General features: G+C 45.5%; 12 protein-coding genes. 10 read left to right on the plus strand and 2 right to left on the minus strand.

The genetic code is table 11. From position 1 onward, the window contains the following. Positions 1-154: 154 nt before the first annotated feature. The gene (gene thiM / locus HXT28_RS00455; protein ID WP_419471013.1) at positions 155-1,621 is read right to left on the minus strand and encodes a hydroxyethylthiazole kinase; all 1,467 of its coding nucleotides are present in this window, start codon (positions 1,619-1,621) and stop codon (positions 155-157) included. 818 nt (positions 1,622-2,439) lie between these two features. On the opposite strand from thiM, the gene HXT28_RS00460 reads away from it, so the two are divergent. From HXT28_RS00460 to pepN, 7 genes are all read left to right on the plus strand, one after another. Beyond that, on the plus strand, positions 2,440-3,321 hold the full coding sequence (locus tag HXT28_RS00460; RefSeq protein ID WP_422113474.1) for a hypothetical protein: 882 nt from the start codon (positions 2,440-2,442) through the stop codon (positions 3,319-3,321). 46 nt (positions 3,322-3,367) lie between these two features. After that, positions 3,368-8,293 (plus strand): PD-(D/E)XK nuclease family protein, encoded by a 4,926-nt coding sequence (locus HXT28_RS00465; protein ID WP_422113475.1) that lies wholly within the window; start codon positions 3,368-3,370, stop codon positions 8,291-8,293. Next, positions 8,290-12,705 carry an ATP-dependent DNA helicase gene (locus HXT28_RS00470; protein ID WP_422113476.1) on the plus strand — a complete coding sequence of 1,472 codons (4,416 nt, stop codon included), beginning with the start codon at positions 8,290-8,292 and terminating at the stop codon, positions 12,703-12,705. The genes HXT28_RS00465 and HXT28_RS00470 overlap by 4 nt, the downstream gene beginning before the upstream one ends. Before the next feature lie 156 nt (positions 12,706-12,861). Beyond that, complete coding sequence (locus HXT28_RS00475) at positions 12,862-13,560, plus strand: GNAT family N-acetyltransferase (RefSeq protein ID WP_016637095.1); 699 nt, start codon at positions 12,862-12,864, stop codon at positions 13,558-13,560. 124 nt (positions 13,561-13,684) lie between these two features. Continuing rightward, on the plus strand, positions 13,685-15,094 hold the full coding sequence (locus HXT28_RS00480; RefSeq protein WP_064346844.1) for an MFS transporter: 1,410 nt from the start codon (positions 13,685-13,687) through the stop codon (positions 15,092-15,094). A gap of 257 nt (positions 15,095-15,351) precedes the next feature. Continuing rightward, a complete protein-coding gene (locus tag HXT28_RS00485; protein WP_422113477.1) occupies positions 15,352-17,460 on the plus strand; it encodes a ribonuclease J in 2,109 nt (702 codons plus the stop codon). 173 nt (positions 17,461-17,633) lie between these two features. Then, complete coding sequence (pepN, locus tag HXT28_RS00490; protein ID WP_422113478.1) at positions 17,634-20,249, plus strand: aminopeptidase N; 2,616 nt, start codon at positions 17,634-17,636, stop codon at positions 20,247-20,249. 668 nt (positions 20,250-20,917) lie between these two features. Here the strand turns inward: pepN and HXT28_RS00495 are convergent. Beyond that, entirely contained in the window at positions 20,918-21,100 is a 183-nt protein-coding gene (locus HXT28_RS00495; protein WP_422113479.1) for a hypothetical protein, read from the minus strand. A gap of 236 nt (positions 21,101-21,336) precedes the next feature. Between HXT28_RS00495 and glmM the strand changes: the two genes are divergently transcribed. The 3 genes from glmM to HXT28_RS00510 all read left to right on the plus strand — a co-directional run bounded on the left by glmM (position 21,337) and on the right by HXT28_RS00510 (position 25,650). After that, on the plus strand, positions 21,337-22,752 hold the full coding sequence (gene glmM / locus HXT28_RS00500) for a phosphoglucosamine mutase (RefSeq protein ID WP_422113480.1): 1,416 nt from the start codon (positions 21,337-21,339) through the stop codon (positions 22,750-22,752). Positions 22,753-22,961: 209 nt separating this feature from the next. Next, positions 22,962-23,615, plus strand: a complete 654-nt coding sequence (locus HXT28_RS00505; RefSeq protein ID WP_016637729.1) for a peptide deformylase — start codon at positions 22,962-22,964, stop codon at positions 23,613-23,615. A gap of 664 nt (positions 23,616-24,279) precedes the next feature. Further along, complete coding sequence (locus HXT28_RS00510; protein ID WP_064347439.1) at positions 24,280-25,650, plus strand: ABC transporter permease; 1,371 nt, start codon at positions 24,280-24,282, stop codon at positions 25,648-25,650. Positions 25,651-25,665: the final 15 nt, after the last annotated feature.

Below are 25,665 nucleotides of genomic sequence, written 5' to 3' on the forward strand. Positions count from 1 at the left end.
TATGTAGTCTGCAACTCTCCAAATGTGAGGGAAATTCCCCGTGTTTGGAGCAAATAACCACATGGCACGCTCCAAACGTGAGATGAGTTTCCCTGCGTTTGTGGACTTAGAGTGTGTGTAAGTCCACAAACGCTCGCACGGTCTAAGCGCGCGCTTACTCAGTAATCACGCGCTTCAGCTCGCGCGCAACTTTCGCTGCATCCTCAGCACACATCAGCGCCGACACTGTGCACACGCCGTCAATTTCAAGACCGCGAATAGGGAACACCGTATTCTCGTGAATTCCGCCAATTGCCAACGTTTTCACGCCCATCGTGTGCGCAACTTTTGCAACCTCATTCACGCCATCAACGCCAAGCGGTGGCACGTCGTGCGCCTTCGTATGTGTTTCAAAAGCAGCGCCAATACCAATCGCATCTGGCAGCGGTACATCATTTTCTTTGCACTCACGGTACGCTTTTTCCATCAAATCCGGTCGCGCGCAAGTAAGCCCAATCATCCACTCAGCCGGCATCATCTTGCGCGCTTCAACAAACGGCATATCTTTTTGCCCAATATGCAGGTTAAAACCAAGCCGAGCTGCACAATCAACATGATCATCAATAAACACAGGCACATCGCCATGTCCAGAATCAATGAGCGCGTGGCGCAATCTCTTCGCCTTAGCGGCAATCTCAGTATCGTCAGAATACTTATCGCGCAACTGCACAACCGTAACTCCACCCTCAATTGACTCTACTGCCACCCGCTCTTCCGGTCGATTGCCCATGCGTGGATCAGTGACCAAATACAGCGTCCAATCAACAGGCTCCACTGTAAACTCAATATTAGTGAGCTCAAACATGTCGTTTACGCTTAGCGTTGAAAGTGCGTCCATCCACAGCGTGCGGAAGGTTCCGGGAGCTGTGGTTTGGCGAGCTGCCCAAGTTCCAGCGGCTGCAGCATGTACGTGCGCAGCAACAGTTGCAGCAAGCGGTCGCTCTGGGTTTGCGCCAACGTACGCTGCAACAAGCGCTCCTAAAGCACAGCCCGTGCCAACAACTTTAGTCATAGTTTTGTGGCCGCCTGTTACGCGAGCTAAGCAGCCATGACCATAAATTGCGTCTTTCTCGCCGGAAATTGCCACTACTGAGCCGTACTTTTTGGCTAATTCGCGTGCTGCCTGAAGCGCGTCGTTCACATTATCGTGCGAATCTACGCCTTTGCCGTTGCTTTCTTTGCCTGCAAGCGCCATGATTTCGGAAGCATTTGCGCGAATTACGGTAGGGTGATGCTTAATAATCTCGTGTATAAAGCGCGTGCGCGGAGCGAGAGCCGGCACGCCAATGCCAACAGGATCAAGTACCCATGGGGTATCGGCTTTTTCACAACCTTCAACGGCTGCACGCATGTACTCGGAAGTTTCCGGTTGATGGAAGGTGCCGACGTTGATGAGTACACCGGTGGCGATTTGCGCGAGTGCGTGCGCTTCTTCCGGGTCGGTTACCATGATTGGTGATGCTCCTGCGGCGAGGAGTACATTTGCGGTGATGTCTTGCACGATGACGTTCGTGATGCAGTGGGTGAGTGGCTGCTGTGCGCGCACGCGTTCGATGCATTGGCGCACATCGTTGAGGAACATGCGTCGGCGAGCGCGTGCAGAAAAGCTGGTGTCAACTTGCGTTGTGCTTTGATTGTTTATTGCTGCTGCGTTTGCGGCTGTGCTTGTGTTTGCTTTGTTTGCTTCGTTGCTGTTGTTTGATTCTGCAATGTTATTTGTTGTCATTATGTTTCCCTTCGCTAGCACTATCTAGAGCAGGTTCTACGGATGTAATCTCAGCGGTTTTGTTTGCGAATTATCGCAGCATCGCGCACTCCGAACCATCCTTCGACTATATCTTTTATTCGTGACTTACTTCCTTCTGTGCTAGTGTAACGACTTGCTTGATCGCTGTGATTGAGCGCGTACCTTCCCGTGTTTGTGGACTTGGAGCGTGTGTAAGTCCCCATTTGCGCGCATCCTTTCCTGCGTTTGCGCGACGACCTGCTTTCGCGCAGCGATTTAGCGCGCGAAAGCAACTCGGAGCGCCGAGCTTGCTCAGGGTTGAAAGCACAGTGTGCTTTCAACGCAAGCTCAGTAGCGAGCGCGTTATCCGCGTGAGCGTTCCTTCGTGCAGCAGCACGGATGCTAGTGTTCACTCATCAACAAATACTCAGCGTCTGCAGAGCAATAACGCTAAAGTTCACTAACCAGCAAATACTCACCGTTCGCAGAAGCAATGCTGCAAAGCTTCAGGAACATTTGCTGGAGAATTCACAACGTTTTGTAGCACTTGCAGGAATCTACAAAAATTGCGCCGCATTTTTGCAACTTCTGCTACAGATTTTTACTTTCGACTATGTAAATATAAACATGATAAACAATAAGTAGATAAATAGAAGTCACGAAAGCGAGTAAACATGGCAAACAATTCCATGCCACAACAAACCACATCAGAAACCACATCCGCTGCAAATCCACTCGACACGCATGAATATGTTGTACGAACTGCGATTCGCACCATCGCAATCGTCGCCTCGCTTTACGGAATGGCAGCTTCATGGCAAGGTTTCATGACGTTCACATATTTTACGAATCTTTCCAATCTTATGATTTGCGTGGCTCTTGCTGGCTCACTTGTGTTCGATACTGCTGCCTTTATGCGTGCTCGCAGTTGTGCTACTAACTCTGCAGAATCTTCCGCTTCCGCAGCTTCCGCAGTTTCCGCAGCTTCCGCAGCTTCCGACGCTTCCTCTGTTTCTCAATCAACGCCCACAGTTTGGTTTGATTCAAAATCCAACGCTTGGTACATTTTCAAGTTCATGATGACAATCGCCATTGCAGTAACATTTACGCTTTATCTTTGCTTCTTAGCTCCTACGAATAAGCTCGGTTTTATTGGTGCTTATATGAGCAACGGTTGCAGCAGTCTTTGCGTTCACGCAATCGCCCCACTTCTTGCAATCATAGATTTTATACTTTTTGACTACCGTTTCCGTTCCACTCGTGCACATATTTATTTTGCTACGATTCCGCCTCTTGCATATGTTGCTTATGCAGTTATGTTAAGCGAGTTTGTTGGTGTTCGTTGGGGGACTCATGCCATGCGCGCGCCTTACAATTTCCTTAATTATGGTGCTCCTGCTGGCTGGTTTGGTTTTGCTCCACAGACTTTTAACGCCACTACTTTAGGCGTTGGTGTTGCGTATTTGCTTATTGTGTTTACGCTTATTTTTATTGGTGTCGGAACTATGTTTCTTGCGTTGAAAGATGCTCGTGCTCGCGTGACGCTGCAAAATTAAGTGTTATGTAGCGCATCGCTATTGTTTCATTGCTAGAATTAAGCGTATGAGTGATGATATTGCGCACCAAAAATCGTCTGGCAGCACTGCGTTACATGAAGGCACTGCACTACAGTCTCCGCAGTTTTCGCAGTTTTCGCAGTCTCTACTATCGTTGCAGTCGTTGTTCGACGGTACTTTGCGCAATTCTTCCGGCAATATAACTAACACCTTACTCGTCTATGGTGCTCCGAATACTGGTAAAACGCAGTTTGCTGTGCGCGCAATGATCGCCGGTTATCATCATTGGCAGCATGGCGTTACCGCAATGGCTGTGCAAAACCGAAATTTGGCTGCGAATATTGACAATATTATTATTCGCGAAATTGGTGTGATTGAGCAGTCTCGCCCAGTTGGCACGTTGGCTTCGCTGGCTTTTCGTATTATTTCTGCATATTGCAACAGTCGGCATAAGCCTCATCCTAAGCTTCTTAATGGTGCTGAGCAGGATGCCCTTCTTCGTAAAGTTGTGCGCGCACATATTGAACATGTTTCTAGGGGAGATAATGGTGATTGTGCAGTATGTCAGCTTTTCCAAGATTATTTTGGTACGCCGCTTTGGGTTGCACCCTTAACTTGCGCTGGAAATGATAGTGATGTAGTTTCTGCTGCTGCATCCAACTCTTCTGTGGGTTCGGCTGTAGGTTCTTCTGTAAGTTCTTCTTCTGATTCATTCTTGAGTTCAGCTTCTCGCTCGCAATGTGAAGTCAGTAACGCGTTTATACATCAATTGCGAGATATGCTTGCGCGTTTGGATGAGCTTGGAATGAGTGATTCTGCAGATGAGCAGACTGTTCTACGTTCACTTGATGTTGCGAAGTCTCATGCAGAAGCTGAAAATATGTTGCCAACGTCTGTGTTGATTGATCGCCGTAGCACTCAGTGGCGTCTTGTTTTTGCACTACGTTCAGAGTATCGCAATATGCTTGCTGATACGTATCAAGGTTCCTTCCGTTTGGACGCTTCTCAGCTTTTGGTGGAAGGTGCAAAAGCTGCACGCAAGCTCAGTGATATAAGTGTTGCTGCAAATTCGGCGATTCCAGTGTTGCTTGTGATTGATGATTATCAAGACATTACGCTTGCTGGTTTGAGTTTTATAGAAACATTGTCGAAACTTGGTACGCGTTTAGTTTTGATTGCTAATCCGGATGAGTCCGTGCAGACCTTTAGGGGAGCGTACCCGGATTATGCGATTTCGGCAGCTTTGCATGAATTGCATGCGTCTGAGCAAACATTGCAATACGTGATTTCTGCTGATTCTTCTGCTGATTCTTCTGCTGATTCTTTAGTCAATAATTCCAGTTCTTCTGTTAGTTCTGCTAGTTCTGTTAGTTCTGCTAGTTCTGCTAGTTTCGCTGGTTCTTCCGCGCGTCAGCCTCAAGCACCTTCGATGCGTGATTTACTTGCCGCTCGTGTTTCGCTTTCACTTATATCGCAATTCAACACGACTGTTGCGTTGCCGAATCGTCCTTGGAAAATGCCTGCTTTTGTTGGTGCACTTCCGTTGCAATCGCTGAATCAACTCGAAAATCAACTCGAAAATCAGCCTCAAAATCTTCAGCATCCTCAAAATTTGCAAGAACATTTACGGCTTGATGAGGATGGAACCGTAAATACTGCACTTTATCGCTCTCAACGTGAAGAATTAGACGCTGTTATTTGGCAAATGAAGCACGCGCATGTAAAAAATCATCGCAAGTGGAGCGATATGGCGTTAATTGCGCACGACAATGCTACTGTTCGTCTTTTTGGCGAGCAGCTTCGCCAAGATGGTGTTCCAGTGCGATACTCTTCAGTAACTCGCCCGTTAAAAGATGAGCCGTTCGTACAAGGATTGTTTGCTCTTATTGAGCTTGCTCAATTTGTACAACGTTGTATTGCTGGGAATTTCACTGCTTGCGTTGTAGAGCAAATTCAGCGCGGCAGCAGTTTGCAGCATATAGCATCTTGGGTGCAATCTTGCGTTAAGCACATTATGGATAGTCCACTTGCGTCAATAGTTCGTAACAATTCTGCTGACGGTAATTGCGATTTAGAAACTCCAGTGCAACTTAAAAATGTTGAGTCGCTGATGCGGTCGCTGGCTTCGCTTTCCGTGGTTTTAGATGAGCAAAAAGACGAAAATAATGAGCTTCGTAATCACGATATTCCTTTGAGAAAGCTTATGGATTCGTGGGATGAATTTAGAAGCAATCTCAAGAACGCCTCTTATAACAGCTCTCATGGCGATTCCAATGTTACTGTAGTTGTCAATTTAGATAACAATACTAACGAAGATATGCGCGCACTTTCGCTAGATGCGTGCTATCTTCTTTGTGTTGCAGATGTGGCACATTGCAATACTGATTCCCAGCAGTCTGATTCAACTGTGCTTCATCTTTTACAAAATATGGCTCCTCGAAATCCGCATGTTGCATCCTTTGTTACAATCTGGAACAATGTGCGAACACTGGCGTTACGATTTACAGCTCACCCAGATTTGCGCAATGCACAATATGCTCTTGGTGAGGCTTGGAATGTTTGCAATGTTGCGGAACGCTGGCAGCGTACGGCTTTGCAACATAATAGAGATGGTTACCGTGCGAACGATCGCCTAGATGCTGCAATGCGGCTGTTTGATTACGTTGCTTCGTATAGTGATGAGTTAAGTAACGGTTTTGAAACTGATTTGCGTAATAATCGCGACTCTTCAGCTTCCGCAGAAACAGATGTGGTAGTTTCTGCTGATATCAGCGATTTTATAGCTCAAGTTCGCGGCATGGAAATTGAGGCAGATTCACTGGCTCATGTGGCTCCTGTGCCAGATGCTGTAACACTCACTACTCCTGCTGGTGCTGCAGGAAAGCATTGGCGGTTTGTGTGGATGCCGACTTTGCAGCAGCGTGTGTGGCCAAATCTTGCTTCGCGTAGCACAATGTTTGGTGCTGAAAGTTTGACAAGTATTGTGTTGGATTCTAAACAGCGTACTATGAACCAGCAGCATGGTGACAGTAATCAAGCAGAGCAATCGCAATTATTATTGCCTGTATCTTTGCAACTTCTTGCTGCTAATGACAAATCTGTAGTTTTTGCTGGTGAACAGCGTAGTTTTTTGCTTGCTATTACTCGTGCGACTGAAAGTTTGTATATGAGTGCGCAGTACAGCGATAGTGCTGTTCCAAGCGATTTTCTTTACTATTATTTGCCTGAGCGTTACTATAACAACGAACATTCGCGCACGCCTTTTACTGATTTTACAATTCCTTTTGCTGGCTTAGATATGGATGTTCGCGGATTGGTTTGTGCTGCGCGTGCAAAACTTGTGCGAGAAGCTGTAGGCAAGAATACTTGCGATACTGCGAATGAAAGTAGCGGAGTTTTAGACGCGGTTCAAGCATTGCGATTATTGCGAGAATCTGGAGTTGATTGTGCTCATACTGCGCAATGGGATTTTATGAGCGAAATTACAGGAAATACTTCTACAGGAAATACTTCTATAGAAAATGTTTCTACAGAAAATGTTTCTGTAGAAAATGCAGTTACGAAAAATAATAGCGTTATAGTGAGCCTGTCGCCTTCCGCAGTAGATAGTTTATGGGCTTGCCCAGTGTGTGGATTGTTGAATCGCCAGCTTGCAGGCCCTCAGCCGGGAAGTGCTGCAACATATTTTGGTACGTTAATTCACGAAACTGCAAGGTGGGCGAGTGAAGATCAGCATTACGATATGCCGGAAACTGCTGTTGATGAGACTGCTGTTGACGAGACTGTGGTTGACGAGACTTCTGCTGATGATACTGCGGTTGATGAGGCTGCTTCAGCATCTTCTTCCAAACCGGCTTCTACAACTCACTCTGCAGATTCCTCTCCGTACGCATCTCAAGTTTCTCGTATCAACTCAATCGCAAATCATATGGAACAGTATTACGCAAGTATTGCTCCCGAACTTGCCGATATTCGAGATATAAAAGAGCGATATTCTGCACTTTCTAGGCAGTCGAATATAAGTCGTGCTCTTCATACGATTGCGCAATATTTTGTCACATCTTTCGATCAGTCAACCTACCGACTTGACGCAAAAAAGTCGGATGATGGTGTTCTTGAATTGCTTACGCCAAGCGAAAAATCTTTAGAAAGTAGCATTGGGAAACTTGCTCAGGCGTATTGTGAGATGCCAACAAGTGCTCATTTTGGTTTTGATGACATTACGCGCGTTCTTAATAACACGCTGACAGCCGCAAATTTGCAGACGGTGAGTAAGCATGATGCTTTTGGGCTTATGGGCGCTTTAGTGGGAGGCTGGCCGGATGGTGCGTGCGAGGATTTGCAATTGCATATTCACGGCAGAATTGATCGACTTGAAAAGCGAAAAAATGCTGACGGCTCCGAAAATATTCGCTTACTTGACTATAAAACCGGAAAAGTTCCCTCTGCAACAGGAGTTTTTAATGATTTGCAGTTAGTTTGCTACCAGCTTGCTTTACTTTTTGCAGACGAAAATCCGCTTATTTCCGCTGCTAACGCACCAACAATTGCAAGAAGTGTACTATTTCATGTCGTTGACAATGATTACCCGGCGCAAGACCACAGTGTTGCAGAAAACTTGTATCAGCCTCCACTTTGCATTGCTCAAGCTTTGAATAATCAGCCGCTTGAAACTCGTGCTGGATTCAAAACAATGTCGAGATTGTTGGATTGTCCACAATTAGAAGAAATTATGAAAACATGCCCGAAAGGTGTAAGTGAGCAAGCGTGGCAGTCATTCCGTTGCTTAAGTGAAACTGCAAAATGGTCGCTTACTATGATTTCTCGCGTTTTCTACGCTGCTGCCGCAGTTTGTTCTCAGCAAATTATTGCGCGTCCAACTTCGGAACATTTGAAATATTGCCGTGCAAAACAAGTCTGCCCAGCATGCGCAGGTCGCATAGATACCGTATATGAGGTGCGTCAATCATGATTGATGAAATGAATAACAAAGCTTTGCGCGAAAAAGCTTTTCGCAAAGATGCCGTTCATGCAAAATCTCCTCGCAACAATACGGATAGTGCAGAACAGTCTGCAGCAATTACGGCACCAGCAAATAAGAATATGATTATTGTTGCTGGAGCCGGCAGTGGAAAAACCTATACTATGACGCGTCGCGTTATTGATCTTATTGACCGCGGTGTTGCTCCAGAAAGTATTCTAGGGCTTACGTTTACGAATAAAGCTGCGTCGGAATTGTTGGCAAGAGTTGCGCAAGCTGTTAGTCAACACGCAAACGTAGGTAAACAAAGCAGCGTGAATGCGCCATATTCAAACGCATTTTTGAAGCCAGAAGTAATGACATACGACGCATTCTTCCAGTCAATTGTGCGGCAATATGGTTTGCTAGTTGGTTTCGATCACAATACGCAGCCTCTTAGCGATGCTGGCGCGCGCGAATTAATGAAGCCGCTAGTCAACGAGTATGTTGATAAGCATCCGGAAGTTGTGCAATGGTATAAATTCGATGCGCTTGTTGATGATGTTCTTGCGCTCGCTGCAGATATTTCTTGCTCAATGATTGGGTTGAATAGTAAAGGCGAGTCTTGTGACAGCACTTCGTTGGCTGTTCGAGAAATTCAAAAGTGGAATAATGCGTGGATTGAGCATTTGCAACAAGCGCTGAGTTCAGCTGAAACTACAGAAATTATTCCCAAAAAGCCGAGCGCTATTAAATTGCGCCGCGGAAAAACCGAATCAGACGAAAAATATTTCAAAAAATGTGAAAATTACGGAAAAGAATACGTAGAATACCTGAATATTGCGCTAAAAAATACGTGTTACGATTCTTGCAATACATTATTTGAAGCTGCTAAAAAGCGTGCAGTTTTGCTCGATTTAGTGTTAGCTTTTGATGCAGCAAAGCAAAGTACAAATATGGCACAATTCAGCGATTTTACGATTGCTGCATACCGTTTGGTAACGCATTTTCCTTCGATTGCGGCGCAATATCGAAGGCAGTACAGTCAAGTTTTGTTGGACGAGTATCAAGATACTTCCACAACGCAAGCAATGCTGATTGCAACGCTCTTTCATAACGAACGTAGCGAGCGTAACGAGAACAATAACAATCATAATGAAAACTGTGCAAATAGTAACTCGTATGAATCTCAGCAAACGCATATTGCAGCAGTCGGAGATCCGTTCCAAGCAATTTACTCATTCAGAGGAGCAAGCTCGGGTGCTTTTAGAAAGCTTCAGCAAGCGCTTCATATTGACCAATCAAGCGAGTTTTCGCTTACTCAAACGCGTAGAAATGCCCAGCTTATTTTGCAAGCAGCAAACGCTATTACAAAACCTTTGCGCGTGCCTCCTCTTCGTAAAAGCAGTTCGTTAGCTTCGGAAGTGGAAGTCAGCAATCTTCAATATCTTGAAAATGCGCCACGAGGCAGTATTAGTGTGCTCAATATGCCTACGCAATATCAAGAAATTGAAGCTGTTGTGCGCTTTGTAAAACATGTAAAACAACATGCTTTAGCACAAAACGACAATATTGGCGCTTCCAACTCTCAAGCGCGCGTTGCTGTGCTTTTCCGCAGCAAAACCAATATTGCGCTATACGAAGAAGCCTTGCAAAAAGCAGGTTTGCGTACTCTCACTGTTGGATATTCTGCTCTTCTTGAGAAGCCGGAAGTGCAAGACGTTCTTGCACTACTTTCTGTTGCTGCAGATCATACGAATACTTCTGCATTAATGCGACTTCTTGCTACGCCCCGATTTGCGCTGAGTACGGACGATTTGAAGGTTTTGGCAAGTGTTGCAACTGATGAAAACGTTGAATACGTGTTCCATGCTTTAGCTCAAGCTGGTTTAGTGGATGCTCAAGCTCCGCGCGCATCTTGGGTGAAACTTGTGCGTGATCAGCAGTCTCAAGGTGCTCAAACGAATAGTGTTCACGGCGGAGTGTTTATTGCGGATGTGCTGCTTGAAGCGTTTCGTGCAAGGTTATTTGCAAAAAATTCTACGAAAGAAACGCTGAATCATCTTAAAAATATGCTCAGCAAGAAGGCTTATGCCGCAATCCTTCGCGCAGGCAATGTTCTTGATGCTGTAGAACGAGCACAATCTGGAAGTTTGCATGATATTGTGCGTACAGCAATCGAAGCGCTTAATATTGATATTGACGTAGCTGTTTCGCGCGCGCTTATGAACGAAAATTCAAGTAGTTCTACGCTTCTTAACGATATGCACAGCACGCTTGACGCAATGCTTTCACTTGTGGACGCGTATTTGCAAGAAATGAGTGATTTTACGCAGCCTACCTTGCGCGGATTTATGGCTTGGATTCAAAATATTGACAAGTTGAACGATCAGCCTGCGTCGGTCGACGAACCTGCAGATGTGGTTTTGATGACAATTCATCAGTCGAAGGGTTTGGAATGGCCTGCCGTTGCAATAGTTGGTCTTAACGAAAGTGCTTTCCCAAGTAGTCAGGGAGATGGTTTGCGCGTAAAGCAAACCAAGCAGGATGGCGTGTATTGTGAAAGTGCGTACGCAACTCTTGAAATTGCTTCAAAAGTTCCTGTACCAATGCGAGTTGACGCGGATATTTTGCCGCGATTTCCTCACAATGCAGATTTGAGTGTCAGTATGAATCCGCAAGAATCCTTAAAAAATATGGAAACTGTTGAGAAAATCGATGCTGAAATCTACGGTTCTCGCGCGCAAGCATTGCTTGATGTAGCCGAAAAATTCTACGAGCGCGAAGATGTTCCAGAAGGAGCAATTCCTGCGGAAGTGCGTCAAATGTACGATGCTGCGATGAAAACTGGAACGCTGCCTCTTTCACAAGTAGAGGAGCGCGGTCGAGCTTTGCACGTTGATGAGAGGCATCTTATGTATGTGGCTTTGACGCGAGCGAAATTTGCGGCTCTGCTTACGTGCAGTCAGTCAAGTGCTATGACAGTGGATACTAAGGGGGAAGATAGCAAAGACGGTGCTGCTAGTGTTGCTGCTAGTGCTGCTGCAGGTTTTGCTTCTTCTGCTTCTCATACTTCATCTTCGCGTTCAAAAAAGCCTTCTGTTTTTTGGACTGAAGTGTGTCAAGCAATGCAAGAATCTAGCGAATCTGTTGCTACAGTAAAAGCTGGTTCAGATGAAGTTGGTTATGTGGTTGGTGATTCTGCTTCTCAGTTTGCTGAATTATTAAGCGAGCCTAGCGAAATTCCGAGTGAAAATAACAAGCAGCTATTAGCGTGGCCGAGTGCGTCAAGTGAATATGTGCGAGATGCGCTTAATAAGTCTGCTGAATATTCTGAAATTGCTGAGATTGGTGAAATTGGTGCAACTGACAAGTCTGCAGAAAGTGACAAGTCTGCCGAAAATTCACTATGTTCGCGCGCTGAAGCATTGTTGCAAGATGCAGATTTAATGCCGCATGTTGACTGGTATCGTGATATTCACGCTTTAGCACATCAAGCAGATCAGCTTTCAAATATTGAAAATGTGAATGTTACAGCTGTACAGCGCAGAGCAATGTTCCATGCGACTGATGCTGACAATACTAACGTTTCAGAATCTCAAGAAACAAAGCGTTTGCGACGTGAATGGATGGCAATTATTCGTCCTATTCCGCGTACAGCTTCTCCTGCTTCAGATTTAGGTACACGATTCCACGCGTGGGCTGAGCAGTTTGTCAATGCTGGCTGCGTGCAATATGCGTCTTTGAACGTTGCTGACGTAACTGATGTCGCTGATGTTGCTGACGTTGCGAATGATGTTGCGTCGAGTGAATATTGGCCGATTATTGTGAAACAAGGCGTGAAACTTTCAGATCTTACGTCTGCACAGAAAAATTTAGTTAATCAACTGAATAATTTATCTAATAAACTCAATAATAACGACAATATTTCTGAGAAACTTGCTCAAACCGAAAAAACTACGCAAGCTGAACCATCAATTGAGCGTAAGTTACTAACTTGGAAGCAGCGTCTCGTTACTTCACGATGGGCGTATCGTCGCCCGCTTGCAGCAGAGCAGCCTATTGTTGCACACGTGCCAGAATTAGGTGCGCAAATTATTAATGGAAAACTCGATGCTGTGTTTGCAGGTGGTTTAGATCCGAACGATTCTACCAAACTGTATACCGTAGTCGACTGGAAAACCGGGCGTAAGCCAAGCGATCCACAAGATATTGCTCTTAAACTCGGTCAGCTTGACTGGTATCGTCTGTTACTCAGTCTTATGACGAATGCTCCGCTCGAGGCTATCGATGCCACCCTTTATTATGTGAACATATCGGATGAAAACCAACGTGAAGTTCATGCCGAAGCAAAAACAAAAGATGAAATCCTTGCCGAGCTACATTCTGACACGTTCATTTCCCTCGAAGATGATGACGCATAAACGTTGCTATTGCAATCAATTTGCTGCAACTATATTGCGCCGCGATTGAAACGCATCGTGCATCACTTCGATAACGTGCAGTTTTCTCGTGCAGTGTGTGTGGGCGGGCATACGCACAACATCGATTTGAGTATGAAGTAAGGAAGAATCAGAATTATGAACGTAGAGTTCCGTCCTGTAAAACTTAGCGATATTGATGCAATCGTAAAAGAATACGAACGTACCTGGGGTATTGCACAACAAGTTGGAAAAGATGCGTCACTAAGTCTTTCTCGTCGCTGTGTGTTGCACTATTTGAAACCTTCAACGCATGGTACTATTGCTGAACTCGACGGAAAGTTTATGGGATTGCTGTTGGCGCGCGTTTTCGACGCTCCAGTTTTGTTCCCAGAAGTAAGTCAAATGCTTCATGAGCAAGATTCTGCTATGAAAGCTCAAGGTGACAAAAATTATGCGCTTGCCTTAGAAGAAGCTCACGGTATGCGCGCCTTGGAAACAAAACTTGAAGCAACATCGCATATTAATAATCTTACGCAAGCAGAACTTGAGCTGTTTCTCGTATCTCCAGATGCTCGTGGGCATGGTGTCGGCGGCGGCTTGTGGAAGCGCACCATGCATTTGTTAAGAAATAATGGTGTAAATCGCTACTATTTGCACACAGATTCAGCTTGCGATGTGAGTTTTTACGATTATCACGGGCTGAGAAAAGATGCTTCATGGTTGCGCAAAGATCATTCATATGAAGCAAAAAACATGAAATCTTTGGTTGATGACTTGTATATTTACTCAGGTGAGCCAATGATTCGTTCAAAGCGAGCAAAAGTAGCGAATGCGCGCTCTCAAACGAGAGCGTAAACGTAACTTCGAGAAGTTTAATTTGTAAACTTATGCGTAAGTTTATTTGCGGATTTATTTGCGAGCTTATTGGCAAATGTAACAATAACAGTTGGGGAAAGTTTAAAAAGGAGTAATAATATTTATGTCGTCTCAAACGGCAGCAAAGTCTAGCACGGCAGTGAAAAAACCTTCAGCGTTGTCGCAATATTCTAGACTGTTTTCATTAAGTGGTGCTAAAGCGTTTTGTATCTCGGGGGCAATCGCTCGTTTGCCAATGTCAATGATTGGTTTGGGAATTGTGTTGGCGCTCAACCACTTGTATAACAATTGGACTGTAGCTGGAGCAATGGCTGCATCCTATGTACTTGCACAAGCTGCAGTAACGCCAGTGTATGCAAAACTTTTTGACAGATTTGGTCAACGAAAAGTTGGTGTTATTGCACTCACAGCGCAGGTTATTGCAATGCTTTCTTTTGCTATAGCGGCGTTGGTGCGAGTTCCGCTTGCACTGTTGTTTGTGCTAGCAATTGCGATGGGTGTGACGCAGTTTGCGTTTGGTGCGCTTGTACGTACGCGCTGGGCCTACACTCTGCGCGCGGAAGAGGACGATTCGCTGCTCAACGTGGCGTATGCGCTGGAATCTGGCATTGATGAGATTGTGTTTATTCTAGGCCCTATTTTGGCCGCGTGGCTGGCTACTTCCGTACATCCAGTTTCGCAATTATTTGTGCCGGTTTTAGCTAGCGGACTAGGTGGAGCATGGTTCTTCTCGCTTAAAAATACCCAGCCTGCTGTGCTGAAGATTGTGGAAGTGCCAACGGCTGCATCTGAAGATGTAGACGTTATGATTGCATCTCAAAAAGAAAACGAAATCTCTGCAGTTGAATCAGAATCGCAACAACAAAATGCTAAGCGCAAGTTTATTGACAAATTTAGTCTTCAACAATTACATAATCATCGTGCAAAAAAGCGTAATAAAAACGTGTTGCTTTATCGTGGCATTATTCCACTCGTACTTATGTTCGTTGTGTTTAATATGAGCTTTAGTGCGTTTGATGTGTCGGTGACGGCTGCCATGAAATCGCAAGGGCTTGAACATTTTATTGGCATGCAGTTGGCGTTATTTGCGTGCGGATCGCTTGTGGGAGCCATCATTTTCGGCTCGCACAAATTCCGCGGATCTAACTGGTCGCATCTTATTGTGTTCTTAACTGTGCTGACTATTGGTTACGTGCTTATGAGCTTGAATATCGACAGGCTTATGCTTATGAGCGTTTTTGAAGTACTTTCGGGGCTTTGCGTTTCGCCAATTTTCGCAACTGGAAATCTTATTGTGAAAGCAACTGTGCCTGAAGAATCGCTTACGGAAGGGCTTTCGTGGCTGCCAACTGCTTCTGCAGTAGGTGCATCGCTTGGTTCGATGGCTGCAGGTGCTGCTATCGACGCATGGAATGCGCACGGCGGCATGATGGTACCGTGGATGTCTACGTTGGTTGCAATTCCTATAGCTGCGTTTGGCTGGTTTATTGTGATGGTGCTCGGGAAGCGATAGTTTCTTTACAAGCATGTAAAGGGAATGTTGGAATCTCGCGGCAAATGTTCCGCAACAACGCTAACGCTCGCGCGGGTAACGCGCTCGCTACTGAGCTTGCGTTGAAAGCACACTGTGCTTTCAACCTTGAGCAAGCTCACGCTCCAAGTTACTTTCGCGCGCTACGCTCTAAGCGCGAAAGCAGGTCGTCGCGAGCGTGAGTTGAGTCCTAACGGTATAATAAAAAGAAGTGTGTGCAGTTGCGCAAGTGTAGTGAGATGGATATGACAACAGAATATGATGAGCGTACTGAAGAAATTCTTGCTGAAGTGGTGCGCGAAGCATTAGGTGTTAGTTCTGATGCAAATATTACCAGTGCTGTTCGTAGTAAAGAATTGTCGGAATCATCCCAACAAATTTCGCAGCCAATGAAAAAAATGAAGAAAAAAGTGGATATAACATCTTCGGATGCTTCAATCGCATCAGTATCCGTAAACAATAAAAAATCCGCTCAATCAACTCAAAAAACTCAAAAAACTCAATTTGTGAAACCTACAAAAGAAAAAAAGTCTACAAAAGTGAATACATCAACTAGCCAAACTCGTAAAACTAATAAAACCAATAAAACTACTAAAACCAATAAAACCAATAAAACTGGTAATGTTCTGCCGCCAGTAGTAAACGATCAGCGTGAAGGTGCGCTTATTGCACCGCCGAAGTATCGTAAAGGCTCAATGCGCATTGTGCCTCTTGGTGGTTTGGGCGAAATTGGCCGCAATATGAACGTGATTGAGTATAACGGTCATATTTTGCTTATTGATTGCGGCGTGCTGTTTCCGGAAGAAGAACAACCAGGTGTTGATTTGATTCTTCCTGATTTCCACTATATTCAAGATCGTCTTGATAAAGTTGAAGCGTTAGTTTTGACGCACGGTCACGAAGATCATATTGGTGGTGTGCCATATCTTCTTAAAATGCGTCCGGATATTCCGCTGATTGGCTCTAAGCTTACTCTTGCCTTCGTGGAAGCGAAATGCCAGGAGCATCATATTGAACCGAAACTGACTCGCGTTGAAGGCCGCGATAAGATGAAAGTCGGTCCGTTTAATCTTGAATTTATTACTGTAACGCACTCGATTCCAGATGCGCTCGCTGTGTGCGTTAAAACGCCTGCTGGAACTTTGATTGATACTGGCGATATTAAGCTTGACCAGCTTCCTCTTGACCATCGAATCACCGATTTGGTGGAATTTGGGCGCTTAGGCGAGCAGGGTATTGATTTGCTGATGGCTGATTCCACTAATGCTGAAGTTCCGGGATTTGTGAAGCCTGAAACTTCGATTGGTCCGGCTTTGGATCGCGCTTTTGCTGAAGCTACGCGCAAAATTATTGTTGCTAGCTTCTCAAGTCACGTGCATCGTGTGCAACAAGTGGTTGACGCTGCGCATAAGTTTGGGCGTAAAGTCGTGTTTGTTGGGCGTTCCATGGTACGAAATATGTCGATTGCGGCGGATCTTGGCTACTTGCATATTCCTGAAAATACGGTTGTTGACTTAAAACAAGCAAAAGATATTCAAGACGACAAGCTCGTGTACATGTGCACTGGTTCGCAAGGTGAGCCAATGGCAGCGCTTGGGCGTATTGCTGACGGCAGTCACCGCGATATTACTATCAACGAATTTGATACTGTTATTCTTGCAAGTTCGCTTATTCCAGGAAATGAGCACGAAGTTTATAAGGTTATTAATAAGCTTGTGCAGTTGGGTGCGCGTGTAATCAATAAAGATAATGCTGCTATTCACGTGTCTGGTCACTGCAACGAGGGTGAGCTGTTGTACTTGTATAACATTGTGAAACCAAAGTGCGCTATGCCAATTCACGGCGAGCATCGTCACTTGGTTGCAAACGGTTTGATTGCTGTAAAAACTGGTGTGGATCCGAAGAATGTTGTTTTGGCAGAAGACGGCGATGTGGTTGATTTGTATCACGGGAACGCTGCAGTGGTAGGCTCTGTGCCCTGTGGTTACGTATATGTTGACGGTGATTCTGTGGGTGAGCTTACTGATGAAGAGCTTGAAAAGCGCAGAATTTTGGGCACAGAAGGTTTCGTTTCAAGCTTTGTAGTAGTCGATACTGAGCATGCAGACGTAGTTTCCGGGCCAAAGATCTTCTTGAATGCTGTTGCTGAAGACGAGGCTGATTTTGAGAAGGTTCGTCACCAAATTGTGGAACAGCTACAAGACGCAATGATGCATGGTGAGCACGATACTCATAAGTTGCAGCAGATTATGCGACGCACTTTGGGTAGTTGGGTTGCTCGCGCTTTGCGCAGGAAGCCAATGCTTGTGCCGGTAGTTGCGGATATTGCAGAAAACGATCAACGATAATCAACAATTATTAACGATAATCAACGATAATCGGCAATAATTAACGATAATCGGCAATTATCAAATATAAAATATAATCAAAATAAAGAAAAATATTCGCAAATATTTGCAAATAGCTGAAAGTAATCGTAAATATAACCAAAAATAAGAAAAATATAAGGAAGGTACAAAATATGCCAGGAGCAAATCTGACTCGCGTAGAAGCTCAAGAGCGTTTTGACGCGATTCAAATGCCAATTCATTACGATGTTGCGCTTGATTTAGGCAAAGGTGGACGCGATTTTACTTCGCGCACAAAAATTGAGTTCGACGCTAAAGCTGGTAGCACAAGCTTCCTTGATCTGATCGCAAACAGCGTGGAATCCGTGGTGTTAAATGGTACTGCTCTTGACGTTTCTCAAGTTTTTGCAGATAGCCGAATCACGCTCGAAAATCTTCTTGAACACAATACTGTAGAAGTGGTAGCAAACTGCCAGTATTCCAACACAGGCGAAGGTTTGCACAGAAGCGTTGATCCTTCCGACGGTAATGTTTACTTGTATACTCAATTTGAGGTTCCGGATGCGCGCCGCGTTTATGCTGTGTTTGATCAGCCAGATTTAAAGGCTGTTTTTGACTTTACGGTTGATGCTCCAGAAAGCTGGATTGTGACTTCAAACATGCCAGTAGCCAGCGAAACTGCGATTGAAGGCCGCGAAACTGAAGCAGGCACTTTAGAAAATGGCGCTGTAGAAGGCATGAAGCGCTGGGTGTTTGAGCCAACGCCAAAGATGAGCTCTTACTTAACTGCAATTTGCGCAGGCCCTTACGCTGGATGGCATACGGAATACCAAAACGAAGACGGTCGCGTAGTGCCAATGGCAATGTACTGCCGTCAAGCACTTAAAGACGCTTTTGCAAAAGATGTTGACTACTTGTTTGATATTACGAAGAAAGGCTTTGCTTTCTACGCTAAGACTTGGGGAGTGCCGTATCCGTACGCAAAGTACGATCAGATTTACGTGCCAGAATACAACGCTGGCGCTATGGAAAACATTGGTATGGTTACCATTCGAGACCAGTACGTGTTTGAATCCAAAGTTACGGACGCTTATGCTGAGCGCCGTGTTGTAACCGTTTTGCACGAGCTTGCACACATGTGGTTCGGCGACTACGTAACCATGAAGTGGTGGAATGATTTGTGGCTTAACGAGTCTTTTGCCGAGTTTACGTCTACGCTTGCAACGGCAGAAGCAACAGAATGGCACGACGCTTGGAGCACTTTCAATTCTGGCGAAAAAAGCTGGGCGCTTAATCAAGATCAGCTTCCAACAACGCACCCAATCGTGGCTCCAATCAACGATTTGAACGACACTTCCGTCAATTTCGACGGCATCACTTACGCAAAGGGCGCTTCCGTATTGAAGCAACTTGTGGCGTACGTTGGTCGCGAAAAGTTCTTTGAAGGAATCCACAATTATTTAAGCAAGCATGCGTATAGCAACGCTACTTTGGCTGATTTGTTGCACGAGTTAGAGCTTACCAGCGGCCGCGATCTGAAGGCGTGGAGTGCGCAATGGCTTGAAAAAGCTGGAATTAATACGATTTCTACGGAAGTTGAAGAGGCTGGCGACGGCACTATTGCTTCTTTGCGTTTGCGTCAGAGCGCACCAGTTGAGCATCCTGTTCTTCGCGCGCATCGCTTGGCTGTTGGCTTCTACAATGTGGACGAAGCAACTGGCGAAATTAAGCGCACAAAGCGAATCGAACTCGACGTTGACGGCGAAGTGACGGAAGTTGCGGAAGCTCGCGGCGAAAAAATGCCTGCGCTTATTCTCGTAAACGACGACGACTTGACTTACACGAAGCTACGTTTCGACGAAAAGTCGCTTGAGTTTGCTGCAGAAAACTTGTATCGTTTCAAGGATTCTTTGACGCGCTCGCTTATTTGGCTCGCATTGTGGGATATGACTCGCGACGCAGAATTCCCAGCAGAACGCTTCGTGGAACTCAGCCTTAAGGCCTTGGCAACAGAGCGCGAATCAACTACTTTCCGCTATGCTCTTGGTCAAGTAAAGGTAACTGCAAGCCACTACGTGGTTCCAGAGCGTCAAGCAGAAGTTGCAAAGCATGTAGCTCACGAATTGTGGCAGTTGGCTTTGGCGGCTTCTGCAGGTTCCGACGAGCAATTCCAGCTCGTTAAGGCTTATCTTGGATACGGCGAAGTTGGAGATGCCGAGTTTGTGCGCGTAGCTAACGGATTGCTTGACGGTTCCGTAAGCTTGGAAGGCTTGGAAATCGACAACGACTTGCGTTGGAGCATTTTGATTGCGCTCGCAGGTGTGAACGCTTTGGATGAAGCTGGAATTGACGCGGAACTTCAAAAGCGCGACACGACTGAGAATCGTGAGTATGCATATCAGGCTCGTGCAGCTCGCTCAACTGCAGAAGCTAAGGATTGGGCTTTTGAACAGGCTTTGCGTAATCTCGATTTGACTAATATGCAAATGGGTGCTGTTGTTGCTGGTTTTGCAAGCACAGCTAAAGGCGATTTGGTTAAGCCTTATGTTGAACGCTACTTTGCGGAAGTTGAGTGGATTTGGAAGAATCGTACATTCCACATGGCTGAGGCTCTGATTGAAGGCTTGTATCCAAATTATGCAGATGTAGACGAGCTGGTTGAGCATGGTGAAAAGTGGCTTGAGGCTCATGCTGATGCGGATCAGGCTTTGCGCCGCATGGTGCTTGGCAGTCTTGATTCTTCTCGCCGCACGCTTAAAGTGCAGCACTACAACGCTTCCTTGCGTTAGTGCGATGTCCTGCTTTCGCGCTGCATTGAGCATGAAAATTCTTGCTTAATGTGGCGCGAGTTTTTTGTTTAATGTGGCGTTTGGCTGGCGGGTTTATATATGTGGCTGTGAGTGGTGGGTGTTACTTGTCTCGCAGCGCTCCGCTCTTATACCTTACTTGGACTTAGCGGTTGTTTAGTTAAGTTTAGTTTTTTGCTTACTTTTTTGCGGAAATAGTTATTCATCATCAAGATTATTACTATCGTTCCGCTTTTATATTGCTCGACCAAGCAACACCCACCCCTCACTACTAGTAAAACCGCTAGTGTTCTGTGGTGTGGTAAGAGTACTTGGCGTGGTGTGTGCGGCAGCAATGACGCTAGTGTTCTCTAATCAATAAATACTCAACGTCTGCAGAGCAATACTGTTAAAGTTCCATGAATCAACAAGTACTCAACGTTAGCAAAGCATGACTGCAAAGCTTCACAAGCAACGTTAGCAGAGCATGACTGCAAAGCTACAGAATCGATGTTCGCAGAAGCATGACTGCAAAGCTACAGAATCGATGTTCGCAGAAGCATGACTGCAAAGCTACAGAATCAACGTCAGCAGAGCATGACTGCAAAGCTACAGAATCAACGTCAGCAGAGCATGACTGCAAAGCTACACAAGCAACGTTCGCAGAAGCATTACTGCAAAGCCATAGAATCAACGTTAGCAGAGCATGACTGCAAAGCTACAGAATCAACGTTAGCAAAGCATGACTGCAAAGCTACAGAATCGATGTTCGCAGAAGCATTACTGCAAAGCTTCACAAGTAACGTCAGCAGAGCATTACTGCAAAGTTTCACTAGCAGCGTTAGCAGAAGCATTACTGCAAAGCTACAGGAGTGTGAAACTTATTGTAGTGCTCCGAATGTGAGGTGGTTTTCTCGTGTTTGTGTACTTAGTGAGTGTGTATGTAAGCTCGCACAAAAGCTCGCTTTGTCAAAGCGCTAGCGCGTTATGTAATACTACGAGTAAGATGGCAAACAGTGTGTGACGCGCCAGTAGCGATGTTGTTTGCTTGCGCGCAAAGTGAAGTGATTTTTGCGAAAGAGGCTTTATTATGCCAAATATGTTTGGTACTGACGGTGTACGCGGTTTAGCTAATCGCGATTTAACTGCTCAGCTTGCACTAGATTTAGGCGATGCAGCAGTGCGTGTTCTTGGAGATAAGCATGCATCTACTACATCCCAAGTATCTGCTCGCGAAGAACATACAACTCACGCTCGTCGTCGCGCACTTATTGGCAGAGATACGCGCGTTTCTGGCGATTTTCTAGCTTCTGCGCTCGCTGCAGGCATGAGCGCCGGCGGTTTTGATGTTATTGATGCCGGAATTATCCCAACTCCTGGCGTTGCATTTTTAACTTCCGTACTAAACGTTGAAATGGGTGCTGTTATTTCCGCATCTCATAATCCGATGCCAGATAACGGCATTAAATTCTTCGCTCGTGGCGGTTTTAAGCTTCCAGATAGCAAGGAAGATGAGATTGAGGCTGTGCTTGGTCAAGATTGGGAGCGTCCAACCGGCGCTGGTGTTGGTCGAGTCAGCCACGATACTACTACCGCAACAAACCTGTATATTGATCACTTGGTTTCTGCTGTTGCGCCTTTGAGTAAAGATTCAACTACACGTCCAAAGCCGCTTGCAGGTTTGCGCGTCGTAGCGGATTGTGCGAACGGTGCTACTTCCGTTGTTGCTCCTGAAGCTCTTCGCCGTGCCGGCGCGGAAGTAATCGTAATTAACGCTTCTCCTGACGGCTACAATATTAACGATCACGCAGGCTCGACTCATCCTGAGCAGTTGCAAGCCATGGTTAAAGCTTCTCAGGCTGATTTAGGCGTGGCTTTTGACGGTGACGCCGACCGTTGCTTAGCTGTTGACGAGAACGGCAATATGGTTAATGGCGATCAAATTATGGGTATTCTTGCACGTGCTAAGCAGGCTGAAGGTAAGCTGAATCACGATACGCTTGTTGTAACCGTGATGAGCAATCTTGGCTTAAAGCTTGCTCTTAAAGATATGGGCATTGCAACTGTTCAGACAAACGTCGGCGATCGTTACGTTTTGGAAGAAATGCTGAAGCATGATTATTCACTCGGTGGTGAGCAGTCTGGTCACGTTATTAATCGTGAATTTGCAACCACCGGCGATGGCACTCTTACTGCTTTAACTTTGTGCCGTGAAGTTGTGCGCTCCGGCAAGAAGCTTTCTCAAATGGCAGCTGACTTCCCGCAATTGCCACAATGCTTAGTAAATGTGCCAAATGTAGACAAAATGGCTTCCAAAACTAACGCAGCCGTGCTTGCCGCGGTGGAGAAAGAATCTAAGCTTTTGGGAGATACCGGTCGCGTACTTCTTCGCCCAAGTGGTACTGAGCCGCTTGTGCGCGTTATGTGTGAGGCAGCAACGCAGGCTCAAGCAGATGAAGTTTGCGCTCGACTTGCACAAGTTGTGGTTGATAATTTGAAGCTATAGCGTTTGCTTGCGTTGCTTGCATTTACTGCTTTGCTACTTACTTGCTTTTGCCTACGTTTCAATATGCTCTAGCAGTGCGCAAATAATTTTGGTACAATTAACACCTTGGTGCTTGTTTCGCGTAACGTCAATGTGCGTACGTAACGTGTGCCGCTCAAACTTTCTTATACAACTTCGCGTCTATTGCCGCGTTACAGTAAAGGAGTCCTATGTTTACGCATCACGCAAGTGTTGATACGAAGCTCAGTCGTGCCGTTGAGCATTTGTTGGATTCCGCTACAGAAGATGGTATTTTGCCAATTGTTCAAGCTGGCGAGCCTGTTTTGCGCCAGCGAACTGTGGCATATGACGGCCAGCTTACGCGTGCTACTCTCACAAAGCTTATTTCGCTGATGCATAGCACAATGCTTGAGGCTCCAGGCGTTGGGTTAGCGGCTCCGCAGATTGGTTTGGGTCTTGCTATTGCTGTTATTGAAGATCACGTTCGTGACGATGAAGACGATCCTCGCGATATTGCAGAGCTTCCGTTCCGCGCTATTATTAACCCTCACTACGAGCCGATTGGTACTCAAACTCGTAGCTTCTACGAAGGTTGCTTAAGCGTTTCTGGTTATCAAGCTGTGCGTCAGCGTTGGCTTGACATTCAAGCGACTTGGCAAGATGAAGACGGAAAGCAACATTCCGAGCGTTTGCATGGATGGCCTGCGCGTATTTTCCAGCACGAAACTGATCATCTTCGCGGTGAACTTTATATTGATCGCGCGGAAATGCGTTCGCTTTCTACCGACGAGAATCTTGAAGATTATTGGGCAGACGAAGCAGTTCCAGTAGCTGCAGCTCGTACGCTCGGTTTTGCAATCTGAATATTTTACTTTTACTTTTAGTGCGCGAGTGTCTCTGTTTGGCGATTTTCGGACATTCGTACAGATGGCGCTCGCGCGCTAAATCGCAGCGCTCAGGCAGGCGCTTTGACCGAGGTTGAAATCAATGGGATTTCAGCCTCCTTCAAAGCGGGAACTCGCTTAAGTTGGAAGTCCGGGGGACTTCCAACGCGAGTTTCGTAAGTGAGCACGTTATCCGTGCGAACGTCACCGTTTTTTCGTTACTGGTGCAGTTTGGTTTCTGCGTGAGTAACGTTCAATAACGTTTTTTCGTTACTCGCGCAGTCAGCGCGCTGCGTGAGTAACGTATAATTCTGTTTTTTCGTTACTGGTGCAGTTTACATACTGCGCGAATAACGCTCGCTACTGTTTTTTCGTTACTAACGCAGTTAGCGCGCAAATGCCGGAGAAAAAACTCCGGCAAATGTTCCACACTAATCTGCCCTGCCTTCGTCAATCGAGACGAAGGCAGACCTCGCTTGCGTTGAAAGCACACTGTGCTTTCAACCCTGAGCAAGCTCGGCCCACGCGAAATCGTAGGGCCGGCTTTTTACATATAGCAGTTATAAGTGCGCATATGTTATACTGGCATACTGTATGTTTTGCATACTATATACAGTTATTTTTCAATGTGGAAAGGTAGTCGATGACGTTTATCTCTCGTGCAATACGCTACATTCTGAGGAAACGAATAAAAACATTAATAGTTTTCATTGTTCTATTTCTTATTTCAACATTATTATTTGCAATTTCTGCTGTTTCGAGTGCTGCTAATAAAGAGGGTCAAAAAGTTGAAGCTCAAGCAGAATCTAGTTTCGTACTTGCAAATAATCCGCAAGTAAATCCTGGAACTCCTAGAGGAGCTGGAACTGTAAAACCTAAAGATGTACGAGCAATCGCAAAGTTGCAGGGAGTTGCCTCGTACGTGGTTCGGCAAAATGTAACAGCGGATTTAGTTAATGCCAAAGCTGCGAGAATTCCAGGCGTTCAGGATTATGATCAAAAGCGCGAGCAGCAGTTTGGCAATGCAGTTAATATTGAAGGAACCAATAATTCTGCTGCTCTTAATGCGTTTAAAACAAAAGCAATAACCGTATCTAAAGGTAGGCATTTGCTCGCTAGCAATGTTCACGCATCTCTTATTCATGAAGATCTTGCTAAAGCTAATGGATTGCATGTAGGAGATGCTCTTACACTTCGCGCTAATCCTTACGATGCCGACAATATTAACCAATCAACTGCAACCGTAAAAACTCGTATTGTTGGAATTTATGCTGGAGCAAATAAGCGACAAGTTGCAACTAGAGCGGAGCTTACTGCCAATACTGTGTATACGGATTTGCAAACTACGCGCGAATTGTATAAATATAAGCCAGGAAAAGAAATATATCAGGACGCAAGTTTTAGGGTAAAGCGCGGTGAGGATGCGGATAATATTATGGCACAAGCTGCCAAATTGCCTATTGATTTGCAAAATTATCAGCTAACTCGTGACGATCAGTTCGTTGCTGGCTTATTGAGAGTCGCTAAAGGCGTTCATTCAATGATGACTATTACGACTATTGCTGTAATATCTTTCGCTATTATTGCGCTTGGATTGGTGCTTTTGTTGTGGATGAATGAGCGACGCCATGAGATTGGTGTATTTACTGCGATTGGCAACAGCAAGCTGTCTATAGTTTGTCAGTACGCTAGCGAGGTTCTACTTATTGCAATACCTTCGCTAGTTGTTGGGTACTTTTTTGCAAAAATCATAGCTCCGTGGATGAGTGCTGCTGCGCTCGGATCCGTAAAATCTGCGGCTGCTAATGATTTGAGCACTATGGGCCAAGCTGGTGGGAATCTTGAATCAACGTTGGCAACTAGGACTTTGGACAAACTTATTGTGCAAGTAGACTTGCAATGCTTTGTTGGAGTTTCGGCAATAGTATGTGCGGTAGTTGTTGCTGTAGTAGTGCTGTCGTATTTGCCAATGATGTGCAAATCTCCTCGAGAACTGCTTGGATTGCAAAAATAAAAAATTGCGTATTTT

The organism is Gardnerella washingtoni, from assembly GCF_049262705.1.
Classification (GTDB): Bacteria; Actinomycetota; Actinomycetes; order Actinomycetales; family Bifidobacteriaceae; genus Bifidobacterium; species Bifidobacterium vaginale_D.

What these genes read in the sequence shown, in the direction of transcription:
- HXT28_RS00485 (WP_422113477.1), top strand. Translation starts at nt 15,352, where the DNA reads ATGGATATGACAACAGAATATGATGAGCGTACTGAAGAAATTCTTGCT.
- HXT28_RS00460 (WP_422113474.1), top strand. Translation starts at nt 2,440, where the DNA reads ATGGCAAACAATTCCATGCCACAACAAACCACATCAGAAACCACATCC.
- HXT28_RS00475 (WP_016637095.1), top strand. Translation starts at nt 12,862, where the DNA reads ATGAACGTAGAGTTCCGTCCTGTAAAACTTAGCGATATTGATGCAATC.
- glmM (WP_422113480.1), top strand. Translation starts at nt 21,337, where the DNA reads ATGCCAAATATGTTTGGTACTGACGGTGTACGCGGTTTAGCTAATCGC.
- HXT28_RS00505 (WP_016637729.1), top strand. Translation starts at nt 22,962, where the DNA reads ATGTTTACGCATCACGCAAGTGTTGATACGAAGCTCAGTCGTGCCGTT.
- HXT28_RS00495 (WP_422113479.1), bottom strand. Translation starts at nt 21,100, where the DNA reads ATGCTTCTGCTAACGCTGCTAGTGAAACTTTGCAGTAATGCTCTGCTG.
- thiM (WP_419471013.1), bottom strand. Translation starts at nt 1,621, where the DNA reads ATGTTCCTCAACGATGTGCGCCAATGCATCGAACGCGTGCGCGCACAG.
- HXT28_RS00480 (WP_064346844.1), top strand. Translation starts at nt 13,685, where the DNA reads ATGTCGTCTCAAACGGCAGCAAAGTCTAGCACGGCAGTGAAAAAACCT.
- pepN (WP_422113478.1), top strand. Translation starts at nt 17,634, where the DNA reads ATGCCAGGAGCAAATCTGACTCGCGTAGAAGCTCAAGAGCGTTTTGAC.
- HXT28_RS00465 (WP_422113475.1), top strand. Translation starts at nt 3,368, where the DNA reads ATGAGTGATGATATTGCGCACCAAAAATCGTCTGGCAGCACTGCGTTA.
- HXT28_RS00470 (WP_422113476.1), top strand. Translation starts at nt 8,290, where the DNA reads ATGATTGATGAAATGAATAACAAAGCTTTGCGCGAAAAAGCTTTTCGC.
- HXT28_RS00510 (WP_064347439.1), top strand. Translation starts at nt 24,280, where the DNA reads ATGACGTTTATCTCTCGTGCAATACGCTACATTCTGAGGAAACGAATA.